This window comes from Capnocytophaga sp. oral taxon 412 str. F0487, from assembly GCF_000271925.1.
In the GTDB taxonomy this organism is placed as follows: domain Bacteria; phylum Bacteroidota; class Bacteroidia; order Flavobacteriales; family Flavobacteriaceae; genus Capnocytophaga; species Capnocytophaga ochracea.
The window spans coordinates 113,577-129,841 of the sequence record NZ_AJZR01000024.1; the positions used below are offsets into that span (position 1 = coordinate 113,577).

The following is a 16,265-nucleotide window of genomic DNA, read 5'->3' on the forward strand; positions in this document are numbered from 1 at the left end:
TTCTATACCAATCGTCCAAGATTCGTATAAGCTTCCTATAAGCTCTCTATAAGCTAACCCCACCTTCCTCACAGCCTTTTTTCGCCAAAAACCCTCCCTCTTCTCTTCCGAACTTCTCCGATATCTTCCGAACCCCTCAACTCTCTACATTTGCTAATTTTCACATTTGCTAATCTGCTAATTTAACAGCCCGTGCGACTCGCACCTTTGGCAAAGTTAATTATCAGTATTTCTGGCATTATTTGGCATTATCAGTATTATTTCTTACCTTTGCCCCTACATTTTCTAATTTGCTAATCTGCTAATTTTCTAATTGAATTTATGAGAGTAGTTATCACCGGAATGGGTATTTATTCCTGTATAGGCACTTCACTGGGCGAGGTGCGCGATTCGTTATACCAAGGAAAATCGGGTATTGTTTTCTTGCCCGAACGCAAAGAATACGGCTATCGGTCGGCGCTGACGGGCTTTGTAGAAAACCCCGACCTAAAAGGACTCTTAGGGCGTCGCGAGCGTATTTCTATGGGGCAAGAAAGCGAATTTGCCTATATGGCAACCCTCGAAGCGCTTAAAAATGCCGGTATCGATAGCGATTTCTTACAACAAAACGAAGTAGGAATCCTCTACGGCAACGACAGTGTAGCCGAATCGGTAATTCTTACAAACGATAAGATAAGAGAGAAGAAAGATACTACCCTCGTAGGCTCTGGGGCGGTATTCCGTACGATGAACTCTACCGTAACGATGAACCTCTCAACTCTCTTCCAATTGCGAGGGGTAAATATGAGTATCAGTGCCGCTTGTGCCAGTGGGTCACATTCGGTAGGCTTAGGCTACTTACTTATCCAAAGTGGTATGCAAGACTGTGTAATATGTGGCGGAGCTCAGGAAATCAACAAGTATAGTATGGGCAGTTTTGATGGTCTTGGGGTCTTCTCAATGCGCGAGGACGAACCCACTTTGGCTTCTCGTCCTTTCGATGCCGGTAGAGACGGCTTAGTACCCAGTGGAGGGGCAGCTACTTTGGTGTTGGAGAGTTACGAGTCGGCGATGAGGCGAGGGGCAACCCCAATTGCTGAGGTGGTAGGCTACGGCTTTTCGTCTAATGGCGGACACATCTCTACACCCAATGTAGAAGGACCAGCCCGTGCTATGGCGCGCGCCCTTAAAAATGCAGGAATACAAGCCAGTGAAATCGACTATATCAATGCGCACGCCACATCTACCCCCATAGGCGATGCCAACGAAGCAAAGGCAATTTATGAGATTTTTGGCAGTAATATTCCTGTGAGTTCCACCAAATCAATGACCGGACACGAGTGCTGGATGGCAGGAGCTAGCGAAGTGATATATTCAGTACTGATGATGCAAAACAGTTTTATAGCTCCTAATATCAATTTTGAAACCCCCGATGAGGCTTCTGCTAAGCTAAATATTATTCCCGAAACTGTAGAACGCCCTATTAAAGCTTTTTTGAGTAACTCTTTTGGTTTCGGAGGTACTAACTCAGCGTTGGTAGTAAAAGCGTTTATTTCTTAAACTCTAAACGTCCTCCTGCAATAATTTCTTCATAAGTAATATATCCTCTATTCAGCGGTTTGTCGTTGAGTAGTGTTTTTGCTTTGCTGTCTTTTCTTTTTTCAATCGTAAAAGTCTTGCCGTTCTCTAAATGCAACGTAGCTTTATCGAATAGCGGTTCACTTAGATAATACCTGCTGTTGGCAGGGTTAAGAGGATACAAACCTAACGCGCTGAGCACATACCAACTGCTCATCTGTCCGCAGTCCTCATTACCACAATGTCCGTCGGGTGTGTTTTTGTATTGAGTGTTCAATATTTCGGTAACGCGCTGGGTAGCTTTTTCGGGGTGAGCTGTAAAGTGATAGAGGTAAGCCACGTGATGACTCGGTTCGTTGCCGTGCACATACTGTCCTATCATACCAGTACTGAAAATAGGCAGTTTCTCATCGGGGGTAACTGATAAAGTGAACATCGAGTCGAGTTTTTGTTCAAAAGCCTTAATGCCTCCCATTGCATTGCGCAATCCTTCGATATTTTGTGGCACAAACCAACGATAATGCCAAGCGTTGCTTTCGCAGAAGTATTTACTATAATCTTTGGGGTTAAAAGGCTTGATAAATTGCCCTTTGCTATCCTTAGGGCGGAAGAATGTAGTTTTTTCGTCGAAGAGATTACGCCAGTTTTCAGCGCGTTTAGCAAAGTAAGCCTCATCTTCTTTTTTATTCAAAGCTTTGGCAAATTGGGCAATACACCAATCGTCGTAAGCGTACTCTAAGGTTTTGGACACCGACCAGTTTTCATCGGATTTATCTAAATCGTAGGGCACATAGCCATATCGCTTATATAAGTCAATTTCGCGTTCGTTTACCATTGCGCTTTGCTTGCAAGCCTCGTAAGCCAAAGGAATATCCATTGGGATTTTCTTAAAATACGCATCTACGATAACAGGCACAGCGTGATAGCCTATCATCATATTGGTTTCACCGCCTTGCATACTCCACACCGGTAGCACACCATTTTCGCGGTAGTGTGCCAAAAAACTACTGATAAAATCGGCGGGAGCTACGCGGTGCAACAAGGTATAGAGAGGGTGAGCTGCGCGGAAAGTATCCCAAAGAGAAAAAGTATCATAACGCTTTTCGGGTGCATCGACATCGCTGAAAAGATTAGGCGCCAACATCGATTGGTAGAGCATTGTATAGAAAATCGTTTTTTGCTCCTCATTACTGCCTTCTACCGTAATCTTCTGCAACTGCTTCTCCCATAGATTGCGAGCTGTCTCGCGATAGTCGTCGAAAGTAAAATGAGGCGCTTCAACTTCCATATTTTTATACGCTTCTGCAATGCTATGCATAGAGAGAGCTGTTTTCACTACAATGGCTTCATTATCGGCGGTAGTATAGCGGAGTACAATTTTAGAACGGTTGCTCTTGCCGTTTTCTTTTTCTTCTGTAAACTCCTTATCAGCAAAGGGTTTGGAGAGTTTTATAACGAAATAGACCTTCTGGTTGCGTGCCCAACCGGTAGAAAAGCGATAGCCTTCCAAAGTTGTATTATTCACTACTTTTAGATAGGTTTCGGTAGGCTTATCCCAGTTGATGCTATAACCTAAATCTATTGTAATTTTAGACTGTTCGTCGTTAGGAAAAGTATAGCGTTGCACGCCTACACGAGGAGTGGCGGTAAGTTCAGCTTTGATACCATAACTCAGCAAATCGACGCTGTAATAGCCAGCCGTAGCGGTTTCGCGCTTATGAGAGATATAAGAGAAGGGCAAACGGTTGTTTGCCTCTATCCGGTCGTTAAACCTGCTATTGGTAGGCATTATGAGCACATCGTAGAGGTCGCCCGCACCTGTACCTGAAAGGTGGGTGTGTGAAAAGCCAGTAATGATGCTATCGGGGTAGAAGTAGCCCGAAATTCTGTCCCAGCCAGGGATACCTATATCGGGGCTTAGTTGCACCATTCCGAAAGGAGTCATCGCTCCTGGGTAGGTGTTACCCGTACCATCGGTACCGATAAACGGATTTACGTATTTGGTGAGTTGCTTTTTAGGCAACTCTTTTTGTTCTGATGGGTTGTGGCAAGCCGTAAGGGCAAAAGCTAAAAGGTAAAAGTATGGTTTCATATGGGTTGAGTTATGAGTTGCAAAGATAGGGAATAATTGAGAAATGAGAGAATGAGGTGCGAACTTGAATTAGAGGAATGAGGCTGTGCCTCAGAAATTAAACAAATATTAAACAAAATCAAGGCTACGCCTTGTAAAATGGGGTGCGAGTTACGAGCTTGCACCAGAGGAGGTTAACTTTGGCAAAGGTGCGAGCCACACAGGCAATTTGAAACTTTAGTAAAGTTTATAACATTACTCATTTGCTAATCTTTAAATTTGTTAATTAGCTAATTCGTTTTCTCATTTCGTTGAGCTTCATCAGTGCCTCTACGGGGGTGAGGGTGTTGATGTCGAGACTGAGTAAATCTTCTTTTAGGGCTTCTAAGAGTGGATCGTTCATATCAAAGAAGCTCAATTGCATTTCTTTTTGGGCGTTTTTAACCACTTCGGCAGTGGGTACTACATTATGACTCTCCTCGAGCTTTTTAAGCATTTTATTCGCCTTCTGAATCACATATTGGGGCATTCCCGCCATCTTCGCTACGTGTATTCCAAAACTGTGTGCTGAACCGCCCTCGGTGAGTTTGCGCAAGAAAAGTACGCTGTCTTTGGTTTCTTTTACCGATACATTGTAATTCTTGATGCGCTCGAACTGCTCACTCATCTCGTTGAGTTCGTGATAGTGGGTAGCAAAAAGGGTTTTGGCTTTGCTGGGGTGCTCGTGCAAATATTCGGCGATTGCCCACGCTATGGAAATACCATCGTAAGTGCTGGTACCACGCCCGATTTCGTCCAAGAGCACCAAACTTCTATCGGAGATGTTGTTCAAAATGAGGGCTGCCTCATTCATCTCGACCATAAAAGTAGACTCACCCATAGAAATGTTGTCGCTTGCTCCTACACGGGTGAATATCTTATCGACTATACCTAATTGAGCGCTAGCAGCAGGCACAAAACTGCCTATCTGTGCCAAGAGTACTATCAGGGCAGTTTGTCGCAGGATAGCCGATTTACCCGACATATTAGGTCCGGTAATCATTATGATTTGCTGGCGTTCGCGGTCTAAATACACATCGTTGGCAATGTAGGGCGTACCAACGGGTAGTTGCTTTTCAATCACAGGGTGGCGACCATCCTTAATGTCAATGGCGTACCCCTCGTTCATCTCGGGGCGGTGATAGTTGTTTTCCATTGCCAAAGTAGCAAAACCACAGAGGCAATCCAGCTGACCGATAAGCGTGGCATTTGTTTGTACCTGACCGATATATTCACTGATAAAAGCAATCAGTTCGGCGTATAGCAATTGCTCTAACTGAGCGATTTTTTCTTCAGCACCTAATATTTTAGCTTCGTATTCTTTGAGTTCTCCGGTTATATAACGCTCGGCATTCACAAGGGTTTGCTTGCGTATCCAATCAGACGGGACTTTATCTTTATGAGTGTTACGCACTTCGATATAGTAGCCAAACACGTTGTTGTTATCTATTTTCAGAGAAGGAATACCCGTGCGTTGGCTTTCGCGCAAGAGTAAATCGTCTAAATAACTTTTACCCGAATGCGAGAGTCCGCGCAGTTCGTCCAATTCTGCCGAAAAACCTTTGGCGATAGCATTGCCTTTGGCTATGTTCACTGGGGCATCTTCATTGAGTGTTTCGGCGATGCGCGCACTGAGCTGTTCGCAACTGTGGAGTTTGTCGCCTAAAAGGGTAAGCGATTCATTGGCAGAAGCCAAACACAACTGTTTTATCAGGGGGATATGTTCCAAAGAAGCGCGCAATTGCACTACCTCCCGCGGATTGATTTTAAGAGTAGCGACCTTAGAAATCAGTCGTTCGATGTCGCCCATACGGCTGAGGGCTGTTTTTACCTGCTCTAATACATCGATGTGCTTCAAAAAGTAATCGACCACCTCGTGACGCTGACGGATTTTATCTAACTTCTTCAGCGGTAACGCCAACCAGCGTTTGAGGGTACGGCTACCCATAGGCGATAGCGTTTTATCAATCACATCGAGCAAACTCACCGAGGGGGTGGTATTGCCCGCATAGAGTTCCAAATTGCGAATGGTAAACTTGTCGAGCCATACATAAGCCTCTTCGGCTATGCGCTGAATGGCAGTAATGTGTTGGAGTTGGTGGTGTTGGGTTTCGGATAAATAGTAGAGAATAGCCCCTGCGGTAAGAATCGCTTCGGTGAGTTCGTCTACACCAAAGCCTTTAAGAGAGTTGGTTTGAAAGTGTTTGGTGAGTACTTGCTGGGCATAATCGTCTTTAAAGACCCAATCTTCCAAGTAGAAACAGTGGAAGTCGTCGCCAAAATGCTCAGCAAATTCTTTTTTTTGGTGCTTAGCAACGAGCAGTTCGCTGGGGCGGAAGTTCTGCAAGAGCTTATCGATATAGGTTTTATCGCCTTGTGCTACCAAGAACTCACCGGTAGAAACATCGAGAAAAGCTGCCCCGCAACTTTGTTTGCCCAACCATACTGAGGCTAAGAAGTTGTTGCTTTTGCTTTGTAGTATATCGTCGTTGAGGGCGACTCCTGGAGTAACCAACTCGGTAACACCTCGCTTTACGATGCCTTTTACGAGTTTAGGGTCTTCCAGCTGGTCGCATATTGCCACGCGGTAGCCTGCTTTTACGAGTTTGGGGAGATAGGTATTGATAGAATGGTAAGGAAAACCCGCCAATTCACTGCGCTCGGTACCGTTGTTGCGGTTGGTGAGCACAATGTCGAGGGTATGAGCGGCTTTTACGGCATCTTCACCGAAGGTTTCGTAGAAATCGCCTACCCTAAACAACAGTAAAGCATCAGGATATTTGCTTTTTATCTGATTGTACTGCTTCATCAAGGGGGTTTCTTTTGCCATATATTTTTAGTGAAAAGTGAAAAAGTATTTATTATTTATTATTTATTATTTCTTATTTTTATAATTTTTGTAGCTTAATAGGTTGGTTTTTATATTTTTTTAGTTCCTTTTTAAAGGTCGTAGCATAGACAATACGATACAAATCTTTATTTTCTTTTGTGTCATTCATCTTCTTCAGATAAGATATCGTTAATCAATTCTTGAGCATTTGTATAACCTTTTACGAGTCCCTTTTTATATTTAGCGAGTTCTGTTCTTCCTTTCTCAATAGCTTTTATAGTTTCTTTATTAAGAATATATTCCTCTACAGGTTCCGCTACTATAGTAGGTTCTACTATCACATTATATTTCTTGAAAAGAGATTCAAACATAGGCACGTCTCCCTCAGGGATACTCACATTGTAATTGACCATTTTATTGTAATTTACAGTTCTCATATTCTATTTTTTTTTGCAAAGATAATAATAATTTGCTAATCTGCTAATTTTACATTTGTCTATTCTATATCGGCAGTGGAGTTATACTTTTGGATAAGAGTGATAAAAATCGTTTTTTTGATAGGTCAGACTTGTTGAACAAATTGGATAGGTTAGAGAGAGCGGAAGGAAACGGAGAAATTCAAAAGAGGGGAAGTAGGATTTTTGATGGAAAAAGGGTGTAATGAGGGTGGGGTTAGCTTATAGAGAGCTTATAGGAAGCTTATACGAATCTTGGACGATTGGTATAGAAAGGGTATATAAAAAGTTGATTCATAATATAATACAACAATGCTAAAAATGTTAAAAACGGGGTTTCGAGGCGAAAGAAAAGGGAAGAGGTGATAGGCCTTAGGCCATAGGCACTAGGGGGAGTGTGACGGAAAAGGGAGAGAATGACGAATGACGAATGACGAAAAAGAGGGAATGTGGCGACGGAAAGGGGAATTAATGATGGAAAAGTGTAATGGTAATCATTATTAGGTAGGGTATTTATGAGCTAATTTTACAAATTTGCTCGTTTGCTAATTATCTTCTACCTTTGCACTTTAAACTTGTGAAGACTAATAGCTATGAACACGTGGAACATCATCGTAGAGGGCTTTAATAAAGCTGAGGTTACCAAACACGAAAGTATTTTCAGCCTTGGAAATGGGGCTATGGGAATGCGCGCTAACTTTGAAGAGGACTATACGGGCGATACACTTCAAGGAAGCTACATCGGTGGGGTGTATTACCCCGATAAAACCCGAGTGGGTTGGTGGAAAAACGGCTACCCTGAGTACTTTGCCAAAGTGCTTAATGCGCCCAGTTGGATAGGACTGCACATCAAAATAGACGGGGAACTATTAGACTTAAACACTTGTTTGGAGGTGAAAAACTTCCGCCGACAACTGAATATGAAAGAGGGTTGGTACGAGCGAAATTTTACGGCTACGCTTCCTAACGGTGTGGAAATTGCTGTAAAAGTGGTGCGTTTGCTCTCGTTGCGTTATGATGAAATAGGAGCTTTACGTTATGAGATTAGTCCTCTTAATGCTGATACTTCCATAGAAATAGAAAGTTATTTAGACAGTGGTATTAAGAATAATGATGCTAACTGGGACGAGCATTTTTGGAATACTTTGGAAATTTCTTCGGAAAACAATTGCGCTACTATACTTGCTGAAACTAAAAAGACAACCTTTAAAGTGCAAACCTTTATGGAAAATCATTTTTTTATAGAAGGAAAAGAACTGAATATCAGTGGAAAAGAAAATAGAAAGGAGAACTATATAGGGTTGCAGTATGGAGTAACTGTTAAGCAAAACCAAACCTTTTGTATTGAAAAATATGGTGGCTATACACCTTTGACAAAGTCTAAAACTTTGTCAAAGGTACGAGACGCACAGGCATTAACATTTGAGAGATTGTTGGAGATGCAGAAAGAGGATTGGGCGACGATATGGGAGACATCGGATATTGTGATTGAAGGTGATGAGAAAGCGCAACAAGGTATCCGGTTTAATATCTTTCAGCTTAACCAAACGTATCAGGGCAAGTATGCCCATTTGAACATAGGACCTAAGGGTTTTACGGGGGAAAAGTACGGTGGTAGTACCTATTGGGATACTGAGGCTTATTGCCTGCCTTTTTATATGGCTACCAAAGGCGCGGAAGTAGCTCGCAATCTGCTGTTGTACCGCTATAAACAGTTGCCACAAGCTATTGAAAACGCCCAGAAACTCGGTTTCACCGGCGGGGCTGCACTCTACCCTATGGTAACGATGAACGGTGAAGAGTGCCATAATGAATGGGAAATTACCTTTGAAGAAATACACCGCAACGGGGCGATTGCTTTTGCGATTTATAACTATACACGCTATACGGGTGATGAGTCGTACCTGAAAGAATATGGAATGGAAGTGCTTATTGCTATTGCACGTTTTTGGGCACAGAGAGTCAATTTTTCAGAAGAAAAGAAACAGTACGTAATCTTAGGGGTGACAGGACCTAATGAGTATGAAAACAATGTGAATAATAATTTCTATACAAACTATCTCGCCTCTTGGTGTTTGAGTTATGCAGCGACTATGGCACTGAAATACAAGAGCGAAAAGCAATGGGTGACTATTAAAGAAGTGAAGGAGTGGAGTGATATTGTAGAACATATGTACTTGCCTTATAGCGAAAAGTATGATGTATACTTGCAACAAGACGGTTTTTTGGATAAAGACTTGAAGCCTGTAAGTGCCATTCCTACTGGGGAACGCCCGCTCAACCAACATTGGTCGTGGGATAGAATATTGCGTTCGCCTTATATCAAACAGGCAGATACGTTACAGGGGTTTTATTTCTTTGAAGAGCGATTTACCAAAGAACAACTCCAAAAGCACTATGAGTTTTATGAGCCTTTTACCGTACACGAGTCGTCACTCTCACCTTGTGTGCATAGTGTACTCGCATCAGCCTTAGGGAAGACAGAGGAAGCCTACGCGCTCTACCTGCGTACAGCTCGGCTTGATTTGGACGACTACAACAAAGAGGTACACGAAGGGTTACACATCACCTCGATGGCGGGCACGTGGCTCAGCATTGTAGAGGGCTTTGCTGGTATGCGTGTAAAGAACGGCGCACTAACGTTTACGCCTCGCTTGCCTAAACAATGGAAGCGATTGTCGTTTAAAGTGATATTTAGAGGAGAGGTAAAAGAAGTGATTATTTAAATGACAAAAGATTACCTTCTTTATCTATATTTACCTCTCTGCCTTTCTTTATGAGGATATAGTAATAATCTTCCCATTCCTCATTGCTTTTAGTATAAGGTTCAGCCTGTTCGTATTCAAAAGGAATGATTGTATTACCGAGATTATCAATCATTCCCCACTTACCTTTATACTTGACCATTGCCTTTTTACTATCGTTGAAATCATCAGCGTCATCATATACAAAAGGCAATACTACTTTACCTTTAGTATTTAAATAGCCATACTTATTACCCTGTTTAGCACGAGCCAGACCACCAAAAAAGAGGTCTATTTCGTCATACCAAGGGGTGAGTGTTTCGTTATTCGTACTAAGGAGTTTCTTCTTATCATTGAGTTGTACAATAAAAACACCTTCGGAATACGAAATAAAATTATACTGAGCAGGAATGAGTTCTTCACCCGAAGGGCGTATCACCCCATATAAATTATTAATGGTAACATCATAAAAAGGTATTTCGGCAGAAGGGTAGATATTGATATAATCATATTTCAAAGGTGCTACGACGGTACCTTCGGCATTTACGAGTCCGTATTTATTATCTTTTCTTACCATTGAAATTCCGTTTTGAGACGGATATACCTCATCGTATTTTCTGCGCCAATCGGTATTACAAGCCGTACAGAATAAAGCTAAAGTAATAATAAATAGTCTTTTCATAAGTATATGTATTTTTAATATTAGTATTTTATTTCTCTTTCTGTAAATCCTACGATATATCCGTTGACGAATACAATGCGAGTAACCCAATTACCTTGCTTATCAAAAGTATGTTCAAACTTCTGGTTATTTACGCCGGTAGGAATACCTTTTTTATCATATGTATAATGCATTACATCGGGTTTGGTGTTTCCCTCAGCAATACTGCGTTCCACTACCCTACCCTCACGGTCGTAACGCACTGAGATGTGCATCTCGGTAGGTGGATTTCCTTCAGTTACCATTTTGAGCAAAGTGCGTTGGTTATTTTTATCAAACTCCTGCAATACCTTCGCTTTGCTATTGGGAGTTACTAAGAGACCTTCGGTAGGGTTACCGTTGGCGTCCCACTTGTTAAAAGTATAGGTTTGTGTAGGCGAAGCGCTACCCTCCATCATTGTACGATATGTTACTAAATGCCCTTGGTTATTATATTCATAGAGTCCTGTAGAACTCTGTATACCTCCGTGAGCCACTCTCAATATTTTGACTTGTAGAGGTTTTTGCTCAGCATTGTAAACATAGTCGTAACGCAAAGTAATACCACTGTATTTTTGTTCTAACTGCAAGGAGTTTCCTTCTTTATTAAATTCATAATAATTTTCGGTTGCAAGACGTTTTTGTTTAAGGTTTCCTTGAAAGACGTCATAAGTACGTTCGGTAAGGGCTTTTACTTTACCATTGAGTTCTTTCTCCAAACGTGTAGCTGGAGTATTGATAATTTGTGCCATTCCGATAAAAGGAAATAACAACAGGATTAAAAACTTTTTCATACTGATATATTATTATTTTACGCCGACAAAGGTAATAAATATTTTTAAATAAAGCTATATATTCAATTCATAAATGTTCCACGTGGAACATTTATGAATTGGCAATTGAGAATTGATAATTAAGAATTCATTTGTTTATCTGCTAATTTCTCACTACTTTTGCCACATACTTTTTACTTATATGAATCGGTTTATAGTAAATAGATATTTAGTACCTAAGGGTTTTAGTGGTATTACCCTCTACCCTTTTATATTTACTAACGACCAAAAACTATTAAAAGATGCACAATTCATCAACCACGAACGCATACATTTAGCTCAGCAGCGAGAACTCTTGGTGATATTTTTCTATATATGGTATCTTGTGGATTTCATACTGAAATATATTAAGTATAAAGATAAGAAGAGAGCTTACCAAAATATCATCTTTGAACGTGAAGCATACGAGAATGATTATAACCTTGAATATTTGAAGAAGAGAAAATTGTTTGCTTTCTTACGAGATAAAAGGTAACAAGTAAAAGACAAAAAGTAAGTATATAAGAAATGTTCCACGTGGAACATTTTCAATTGATAATTCACAATTGATAATTGACAAGTAGTAACTAACGACTAAACACTAACAACTAATGACAGTTAAAGATTACAGCGTATCACAAGAGGATTTCACCCTCGTATATGATTCAGTATTAAAACTTTACCGCACTACTCCCCTACCTAATGACCTTAAAAAATACTATGAGAGTGAGAATTATATTTCGCATACAGACAGTCGCAGGACACTATTTGATAAACTCTACCAATGGGTGAAAAGTTATAACTTAAAGCACAAAATAAAACTCATCAAACAATACAAAAAAGGAAATGTTCGTCTGCTTGATATAGGTGCAGGTACAGGCGACTTTGTGCGTAGTGGTAAAGAGTGTGCTCATTGGGAGACTATGGGCATAGAACCCAGCGAGAAAGCACGTACCAAAGCAAAAGAAAAAGGAATTTTGTTACAAGCTGATTTTAGTAACCTCCCCCCCTACTCTTTTGATGTGATTACTATGTGGCACGTATTGGAACACGTACCCGATGTAACACAAGAAATACAACTCATCAGTAACTTACTGAAAAAAGATGGTTTAGCTGTTATAGCTGTACCTAACCATCGTTCGTGGGACGCACAGCACTACGGAGCCTACTGGGCAGCTTATGATGTGCCCCGACACTTATGGCATTTTTCTAAGGATAGTATCGAACAGCTTTTTGCTAAAGAAGGTTTTGAGTTGCTTGCCACCCACCCTATGCTTTTTGATGCCTTCTATGTGAGTATGCTTTCCGAGCAATATAAAACAGGAAAGAAAGATTTTCTTAAAGGTTTCATTAATGGACTTCGTTCGAATTATTATGGTTGGAGGAAAAGAGAGTACTCATCGCAGATTTATGTTTTAGGAGTTAGGGGATAGGGGTCAGGTTTCAGGAATCAGGAGAAAGGCTATTTTTTAAAAAACACATTTTTGAAGCTAAAAATAGTAAAAACTTCAAATAAGGCGTTTTTATGAAACTTCTCAACTGTTACCTTATACTTTATTACTTTTTAAAAAATAATACTTAAAACAAGCTGTAATAAAGTCAGTTTTGATAAAGTACACTTATAGAAGATTGTTTCTGATATAGAATAAATTTATACAAGGTAAAAGAAGGTAGTAAAATGTTTCACGTGAAACAAGGTGTAATGAATAGTGACGAAAGAGAGTATTTTCACTTTTTTAGTAACAAAATTAAAAAATATTTCATTTACACACAAAACTTTCTTATTTTTGCGACCTGAATTGAATTAAACATTATAGAAAATGAAAAAACTCATCTTAACAGGCGTAGCAATCCTCACTCTTACTGCCTGCACCGATAAGGTGGCTTTCGTGGATAACAGCAAACTCTTAAATGAGTACCAAGAGAAAAAAGACATCGAGGCTAAATTGAAAACTGAAGTTGATGCTTATAAGAAAAAACGCGATAGTATTTCTGTAGCATTCCAAACTGAAGCACGTGCTTTCGACGCTCAGGCTAAAACTCTCCCTCAGAACGTAGCTCAGAAAAAATACAATGAGTTGATGCAAAAAAGTCAAATATTGCAACAACACTTGCAACAAGAAGAAGAAAGATTGCAATTGGAAAGTCAAACTCAAATGGATTCTCTACTTAGCAAAGTGAAGAAAAACATTAAAGAATATGGCAAACAAAAAGGCTATACCTTTATCCTTGGTGCTAACGACGGCGGTAGCGTGCTCTATGGTGCTGATAACAAAGATATTACTAAAGAAGTTACTGAATATTTGAACAATCAATATAAATCAGGTAAGAAGTAATAAAGCCACAGGCATTAGACCATAGGCAATAGAAAATAGACTTTGTCAAGAGGTAAAGACCCGCGTGGCTTACAACTTTTGACAAAGTTTTTTTATACACTACTTGTGTGAGTTGTACTTAATCAGTTAATTGTAATACGTTAGGAAAGAACGCTTGGAGTATTAAAAAAACTCCAAAGACTAACAATATAATGCTAATCGCGCGTTTGATTTTGTAGATATGAAAAGCAGTAAGTCGGTTTTTGAGTTTTTTAGCAATGAGAATTTTAAAGATATCTATTGCAAAGTATACTAAGATAATAGAAGTAAAAAACACCAATATTCTACTGGCATTCATATCAAGCTTAGGACCAAAAACAATAATAATTCCTAACCAAAAACCCAAAACGCCTATGTTGATGAAATTCAGTAGAAAACCTTTTATAAAGAGGGCTACATAGTTCACTTTTTCAGCTACTTGCAAATAGGCATTCTCTTTGTTATCTATTGTTTTCTTGAAGTCTTTTTTCAGTTTGATAAACGAGATGAGTCCGTAAGCTACCATTATAAGTCCGCCAGCAAAGAAGAGTTTAGGGTCGTCCTTGATTTCGCGCAACAGACTGCTGGTAGTGAAATAGACAATGAGAATGAAAACAGTATCTGCCAGTACTACCCCTGAATTGAAAGCAATAGCTGCCCTAAATCCTTTGGTAATAGCTGTTTCCAGCAATACAAAGAAGACAGGACCTATGGTAAAAGCTAACAACAAGCCCAAAGGTAATGCAAGCAATACATCCGCAAACATCTATTTCTACCTAAAATTTGATTAACTGCACAAAAGTACTAAAAAACTGCTGAATTACAAAAAATAAGGGAGAAGTTTTTAGCACCTCTCCCCTACTCTATTGAAATTCAGTTGTTAGTCATTAGAAAACTACCAAATATTCTGTAGTATCTGAAACAAAGAAAGTTTTAGTATCTGGAAGATATACTATGTGCAAGGTTGTTCCTTGCGCTCCAAAATTCTCTACAATATTTTCTATTGCAGCTTCTTTAGTAGCAAATTGAGACTCATAATCTTCTTCATAACGCATACCTAATACAGTATATTTAGTATCGGAAGGTTTGTAGAAAAGAGGAGCTAAACCAATAGCCATATCTCCTTCAGCTTCTTTGTTAGAAAGTACTTCAATAGTTTTCTGAGTAGGATTTGCTTTGAAAGAAACCCAGCGCACTAAGTCTTTATCTTTCGAGGGTTGCATCACTACTGAAGCAAAATTATCATAAGATAACTGCTTATCATCAGTAGTATTATCCTTAGAGCAAGATATAAAGGCTATGCTCAAGCATACCATTAGAAATGAAAATTTAAATACTCTTTTCATAGTGTAAAAATTTAAATTTAACTAAAGACCTTCAACTTTTGATGACACTAATTCATCAATATCAGCTGATATATAAAAAGCTTTTACATCAGGTACATAAACCATATGAGTTTTACAAATAGTTCCACAGCCACCAGCTTCGCCACATTCATAAATCAATCTTCCACAACTATAATCTCCACTACAACCCTTTGTCCAATCTCCACCTTTAGCACCTGAACAAGCTACTGTATATTTATCTTTCTTGCGAGAAACTTTTAGGTCTTCATATCTACTAGCAACATCTAATGCTACACCCCAACTTGGCTCTGCTTCAACTGAAGATAGTAAAGTAATTGTATGATCCTTTTTATTCAATTCATAAGAGATAAAAAGTACTTTATCTTCCGGAACACTTACTTCTTTTTCCGAAACAGTTTTAAAGAAGTCCTCATAAGTCATCGATTTATTTTGCAAGTCTTGCAATGGATCTTGATTTTTATCCTTAGAGCAAGATATAAAGGCTATGCTCAAGCATACCATTAGAAATGAAAATTTAAATATTCTTTTCATAGTGTAAAAATTTAAATTTAACTAAAGACCTTCAACTTTTGATGACACTAATTCATCAATATCAGCTGATATATAAAAAGCTTTTATATCTGGAACATAAACCATATTAGCTTTACAAACAGTTGCGCATCCTCCTTGATTCAAGCAACTTTTAACTACACCTAAACAACTATATGCTTCACATTTTTTACTCCAGCCTTTATCACAAGTTACAACATAATCATATTTTCCTCCTTCACGAGAAGCTTCAAGCTCGTAATGCTTAACTATAGCATCCCAAACTACTTTTTCACTGGGAAAAGCCTCAGTACTTGACAATAAAGTAATAGTCTCATCTTTTGCATTAAATTCGTAAGAGATAAAAAGTACCTTATCTTCTGGAACACTTACTTCTTTTTCTGAAACAGTTTTAAAGAAGTCTTCATAAGTCATTGCCTTATTTTGCAAATCTTGCAATGGATCTTGATTTTTATCCTTAGAGCAAGACACTAACGCTACTACAAAACATAGCATAAACAACGAAAATTTCATCATTTCTTTCATACTAATTCAATTTTTAATTTATTAAATCTTTCTTTTGCACGTTTTTTTTATGAAGACAGTAACCCGTAGCTCAGTTAAGGAATAATACTAATAATTAGATTACTCTATATAAATACACCTTCAATAAAATCACTTCATTTTTCTGTCATACATCCACTATTAATAATTAATGGTGCAAAGATATAAAAATATTTTATATAAACAAAATAAAATAGATATTTATTTTTACATAAATATAAAAAAAGTATTATATTCTAAAAAT

The 16,265-nt window shown here is 39.1% G+C and carries 14 protein-coding genes; 5 read left to right on the forward strand and 9 right to left on the reverse strand.

Annotation, left to right across the window (positions count from 1 at the left end; all coding sequences use genetic code 11):
- Positions 1–321 precede the first annotated feature (321 nt).
- Positions 322–1,539, forward strand: a complete 1,218-nt coding sequence (locus HMPREF1321_RS04140; protein WP_009421460.1) for a beta-ketoacyl-[acyl-carrier-protein] synthase family protein — start codon at positions 322–324, stop codon at positions 1,537–1,539.
- On the opposite strand, the gene HMPREF1321_RS04145 is transcribed toward HMPREF1321_RS04140, so the two are convergent.
- From HMPREF1321_RS04145 to HMPREF1321_RS04160, 3 genes are all read right to left on the reverse strand, one after another.
- Positions 1,529–3,649, reverse strand: coding sequence for a GH92 family glycosyl hydrolase (locus tag HMPREF1321_RS04145; RefSeq protein WP_009421467.1), 2,121 nt, complete (start codon positions 3,647–3,649; stop codon positions 1,529–1,531). The two genes, HMPREF1321_RS04140 and HMPREF1321_RS04145, sit on opposite strands and share 11 nt — an antisense overlap.
- A gap of 265 nt (positions 3,650–3,914) precedes the next feature.
- Positions 3,915–6,497, reverse strand: a complete 2,583-nt coding sequence (gene mutS, locus HMPREF1321_RS04150) for a DNA mismatch repair protein MutS (protein WP_009421496.1) — start codon at positions 6,495–6,497, stop codon at positions 3,915–3,917.
- A 161-nt stretch (positions 6,498–6,658) separates the two neighbouring features.
- Positions 6,659–6,934, reverse strand: coding sequence for a hypothetical protein (locus HMPREF1321_RS04160; protein WP_034575659.1), 276 nt, complete (start codon positions 6,932–6,934; stop codon positions 6,659–6,661).
- A 611-nt stretch (positions 6,935–7,545) separates the two neighbouring features.
- Here HMPREF1321_RS04160 and HMPREF1321_RS04165 point away from each other — a divergent pair.
- Positions 7,546–9,678, forward strand: coding sequence for a glycoside hydrolase family 65 protein (locus HMPREF1321_RS04165; protein ID WP_009421414.1), 2,133 nt, complete (start codon positions 7,546–7,548; stop codon positions 9,676–9,678).
- Here the strand turns inward: HMPREF1321_RS04165 and HMPREF1321_RS04170 are convergent.
- Together HMPREF1321_RS04170 and HMPREF1321_RS04175 are read right to left on the reverse strand one after the other, a co-directional pair.
- Positions 9,671–10,378: a WG repeat-containing protein gene (locus tag HMPREF1321_RS04170; protein WP_009421419.1), complete on the reverse strand. Its 708-nt coding sequence runs from the start codon at positions 10,376–10,378 to the stop codon at positions 9,671–9,673. The genes HMPREF1321_RS04165 and HMPREF1321_RS04170 overlap by 8 nt on opposite strands.
- A gap of 20 nt (positions 10,379–10,398) precedes the next feature.
- Positions 10,399–11,190: a hypothetical protein gene (locus HMPREF1321_RS04175; protein ID WP_009421510.1), complete on the reverse strand. Its 792-nt coding sequence runs from the start codon at positions 11,188–11,190 to the stop codon at positions 10,399–10,401.
- A gap of 181 nt (positions 11,191–11,371) precedes the next feature.
- Between HMPREF1321_RS04175 and HMPREF1321_RS04180 the strand changes: the two genes are divergently transcribed.
- From HMPREF1321_RS04180 to HMPREF1321_RS04190, 3 genes are all read left to right on the forward strand, one after another.
- On the forward strand, positions 11,372–11,704 hold the full coding sequence (locus HMPREF1321_RS04180) for a hypothetical protein (protein WP_009421471.1): 333 nt from the start codon (positions 11,372–11,374) through the stop codon (positions 11,702–11,704).
- 115 nt (positions 11,705–11,819) lie between these two features.
- Positions 11,820–12,641, forward strand: coding sequence for a class I SAM-dependent methyltransferase (locus tag HMPREF1321_RS04185; RefSeq protein ID WP_009421452.1), 822 nt, complete (start codon positions 11,820–11,822; stop codon positions 12,639–12,641).
- A 387-nt stretch (positions 12,642–13,028) separates the two neighbouring features.
- Positions 13,029–13,544, forward strand: coding sequence for an OmpH family outer membrane protein (locus tag HMPREF1321_RS04190; protein WP_009413068.1), 516 nt, complete (start codon positions 13,029–13,031; stop codon positions 13,542–13,544).
- 118 nt (positions 13,545–13,662) lie between these two features.
- Here HMPREF1321_RS04190 and HMPREF1321_RS04195 read toward each other — a convergent pair whose 3' ends face one another.
- The 4 genes from HMPREF1321_RS04195 to HMPREF1321_RS04210 all read right to left on the reverse strand — a co-directional run bounded on the left by HMPREF1321_RS04195 (position 13,663) and on the right by HMPREF1321_RS04210 (position 16,003).
- Positions 13,663–14,328 carry a LysE family translocator gene (locus HMPREF1321_RS04195; RefSeq protein ID WP_009421485.1) on the reverse strand — a complete coding sequence of 222 codons (666 nt, stop codon included), beginning with the start codon at positions 14,326–14,328 and terminating at the stop codon, positions 13,663–13,665.
- Positions 14,329–14,449: 121 nt separating this feature from the next.
- Positions 14,450–14,908: a hypothetical protein gene (locus tag HMPREF1321_RS04200; protein ID WP_009421498.1), complete on the reverse strand. Its 459-nt coding sequence runs from the start codon at positions 14,906–14,908 to the stop codon at positions 14,450–14,452.
- A gap of 21 nt (positions 14,909–14,929) precedes the next feature.
- The gene (locus HMPREF1321_RS04205) at positions 14,930–15,460 is read right to left on the reverse strand and encodes a hypothetical protein (RefSeq protein WP_009421417.1); all 531 of its coding nucleotides are present in this window, start codon (positions 15,458–15,460) and stop codon (positions 14,930–14,932) included.
- A gap of 21 nt (positions 15,461–15,481) precedes the next feature.
- A complete protein-coding gene (locus HMPREF1321_RS04210; RefSeq protein WP_009421449.1) occupies positions 15,482–16,003 on the reverse strand; it encodes a hypothetical protein in 522 nt (173 codons plus the stop codon).
- Positions 16,004–16,265: the final 262 nt, after the last annotated feature.

Bases quoted from the DNA above. Each gene is read 5' to 3' on its own strand.
- HMPREF1321_RS04205 (WP_009421417.1), bottom strand. From the start codon at position 15,460: ATGAAAAGAATATTTAAATTTTCATTTCTAATGGTATGCTTGAGCATA.
- HMPREF1321_RS04210 (WP_009421449.1), bottom strand. From the start codon at position 16,003: ATGAAAGAAATGATGAAATTTTCGTTGTTTATGCTATGTTTTGTAGTA.
- HMPREF1321_RS04190 (WP_009413068.1), top strand. From the start codon at position 13,029: ATGAAAAAACTCATCTTAACAGGCGTAGCAATCCTCACTCTTACTGCC.
- HMPREF1321_RS04195 (WP_009421485.1), bottom strand. From the start codon at position 14,328: ATGTTTGCGGATGTATTGCTTGCATTACCTTTGGGCTTGTTGTTAGCT.
- HMPREF1321_RS04200 (WP_009421498.1), bottom strand. From the start codon at position 14,908: ATGAAAAGAGTATTTAAATTTTCATTTCTAATGGTATGCTTGAGCATA.
- HMPREF1321_RS04185 (WP_009421452.1), top strand. From the start codon at position 11,820: ATGACAGTTAAAGATTACAGCGTATCACAAGAGGATTTCACCCTCGTA.
- mutS (WP_009421496.1), bottom strand. From the start codon at position 6,497: ATGGCAAAAGAAACCCCCTTGATGAAGCAGTACAATCAGATAAAAAGC.
- HMPREF1321_RS04175 (WP_009421510.1), bottom strand. From the start codon at position 11,190: ATGAAAAAGTTTTTAATCCTGTTGTTATTTCCTTTTATCGGAATGGCA.
- HMPREF1321_RS04140 (WP_009421460.1), top strand. From the start codon at position 322: ATGAGAGTAGTTATCACCGGAATGGGTATTTATTCCTGTATAGGCACT.
- HMPREF1321_RS04170 (WP_009421419.1), bottom strand. From the start codon at position 10,378: ATGAAAAGACTATTTATTATTACTTTAGCTTTATTCTGTACGGCTTGT.
- HMPREF1321_RS04180 (WP_009421471.1), top strand. From the start codon at position 11,372: ATGAATCGGTTTATAGTAAATAGATATTTAGTACCTAAGGGTTTTAGT.
- HMPREF1321_RS04160 (WP_034575659.1), bottom strand. From the start codon at position 6,934: ATGAGAACTGTAAATTACAATAAAATGGTCAATTACAATGTGAGTATC.
- HMPREF1321_RS04145 (WP_009421467.1), bottom strand. From the start codon at position 3,649: ATGAAACCATACTTTTACCTTTTAGCTTTTGCCCTTACGGCTTGCCAC.
- HMPREF1321_RS04165 (WP_009421414.1), top strand. From the start codon at position 7,546: ATGAACACGTGGAACATCATCGTAGAGGGCTTTAATAAAGCTGAGGTT.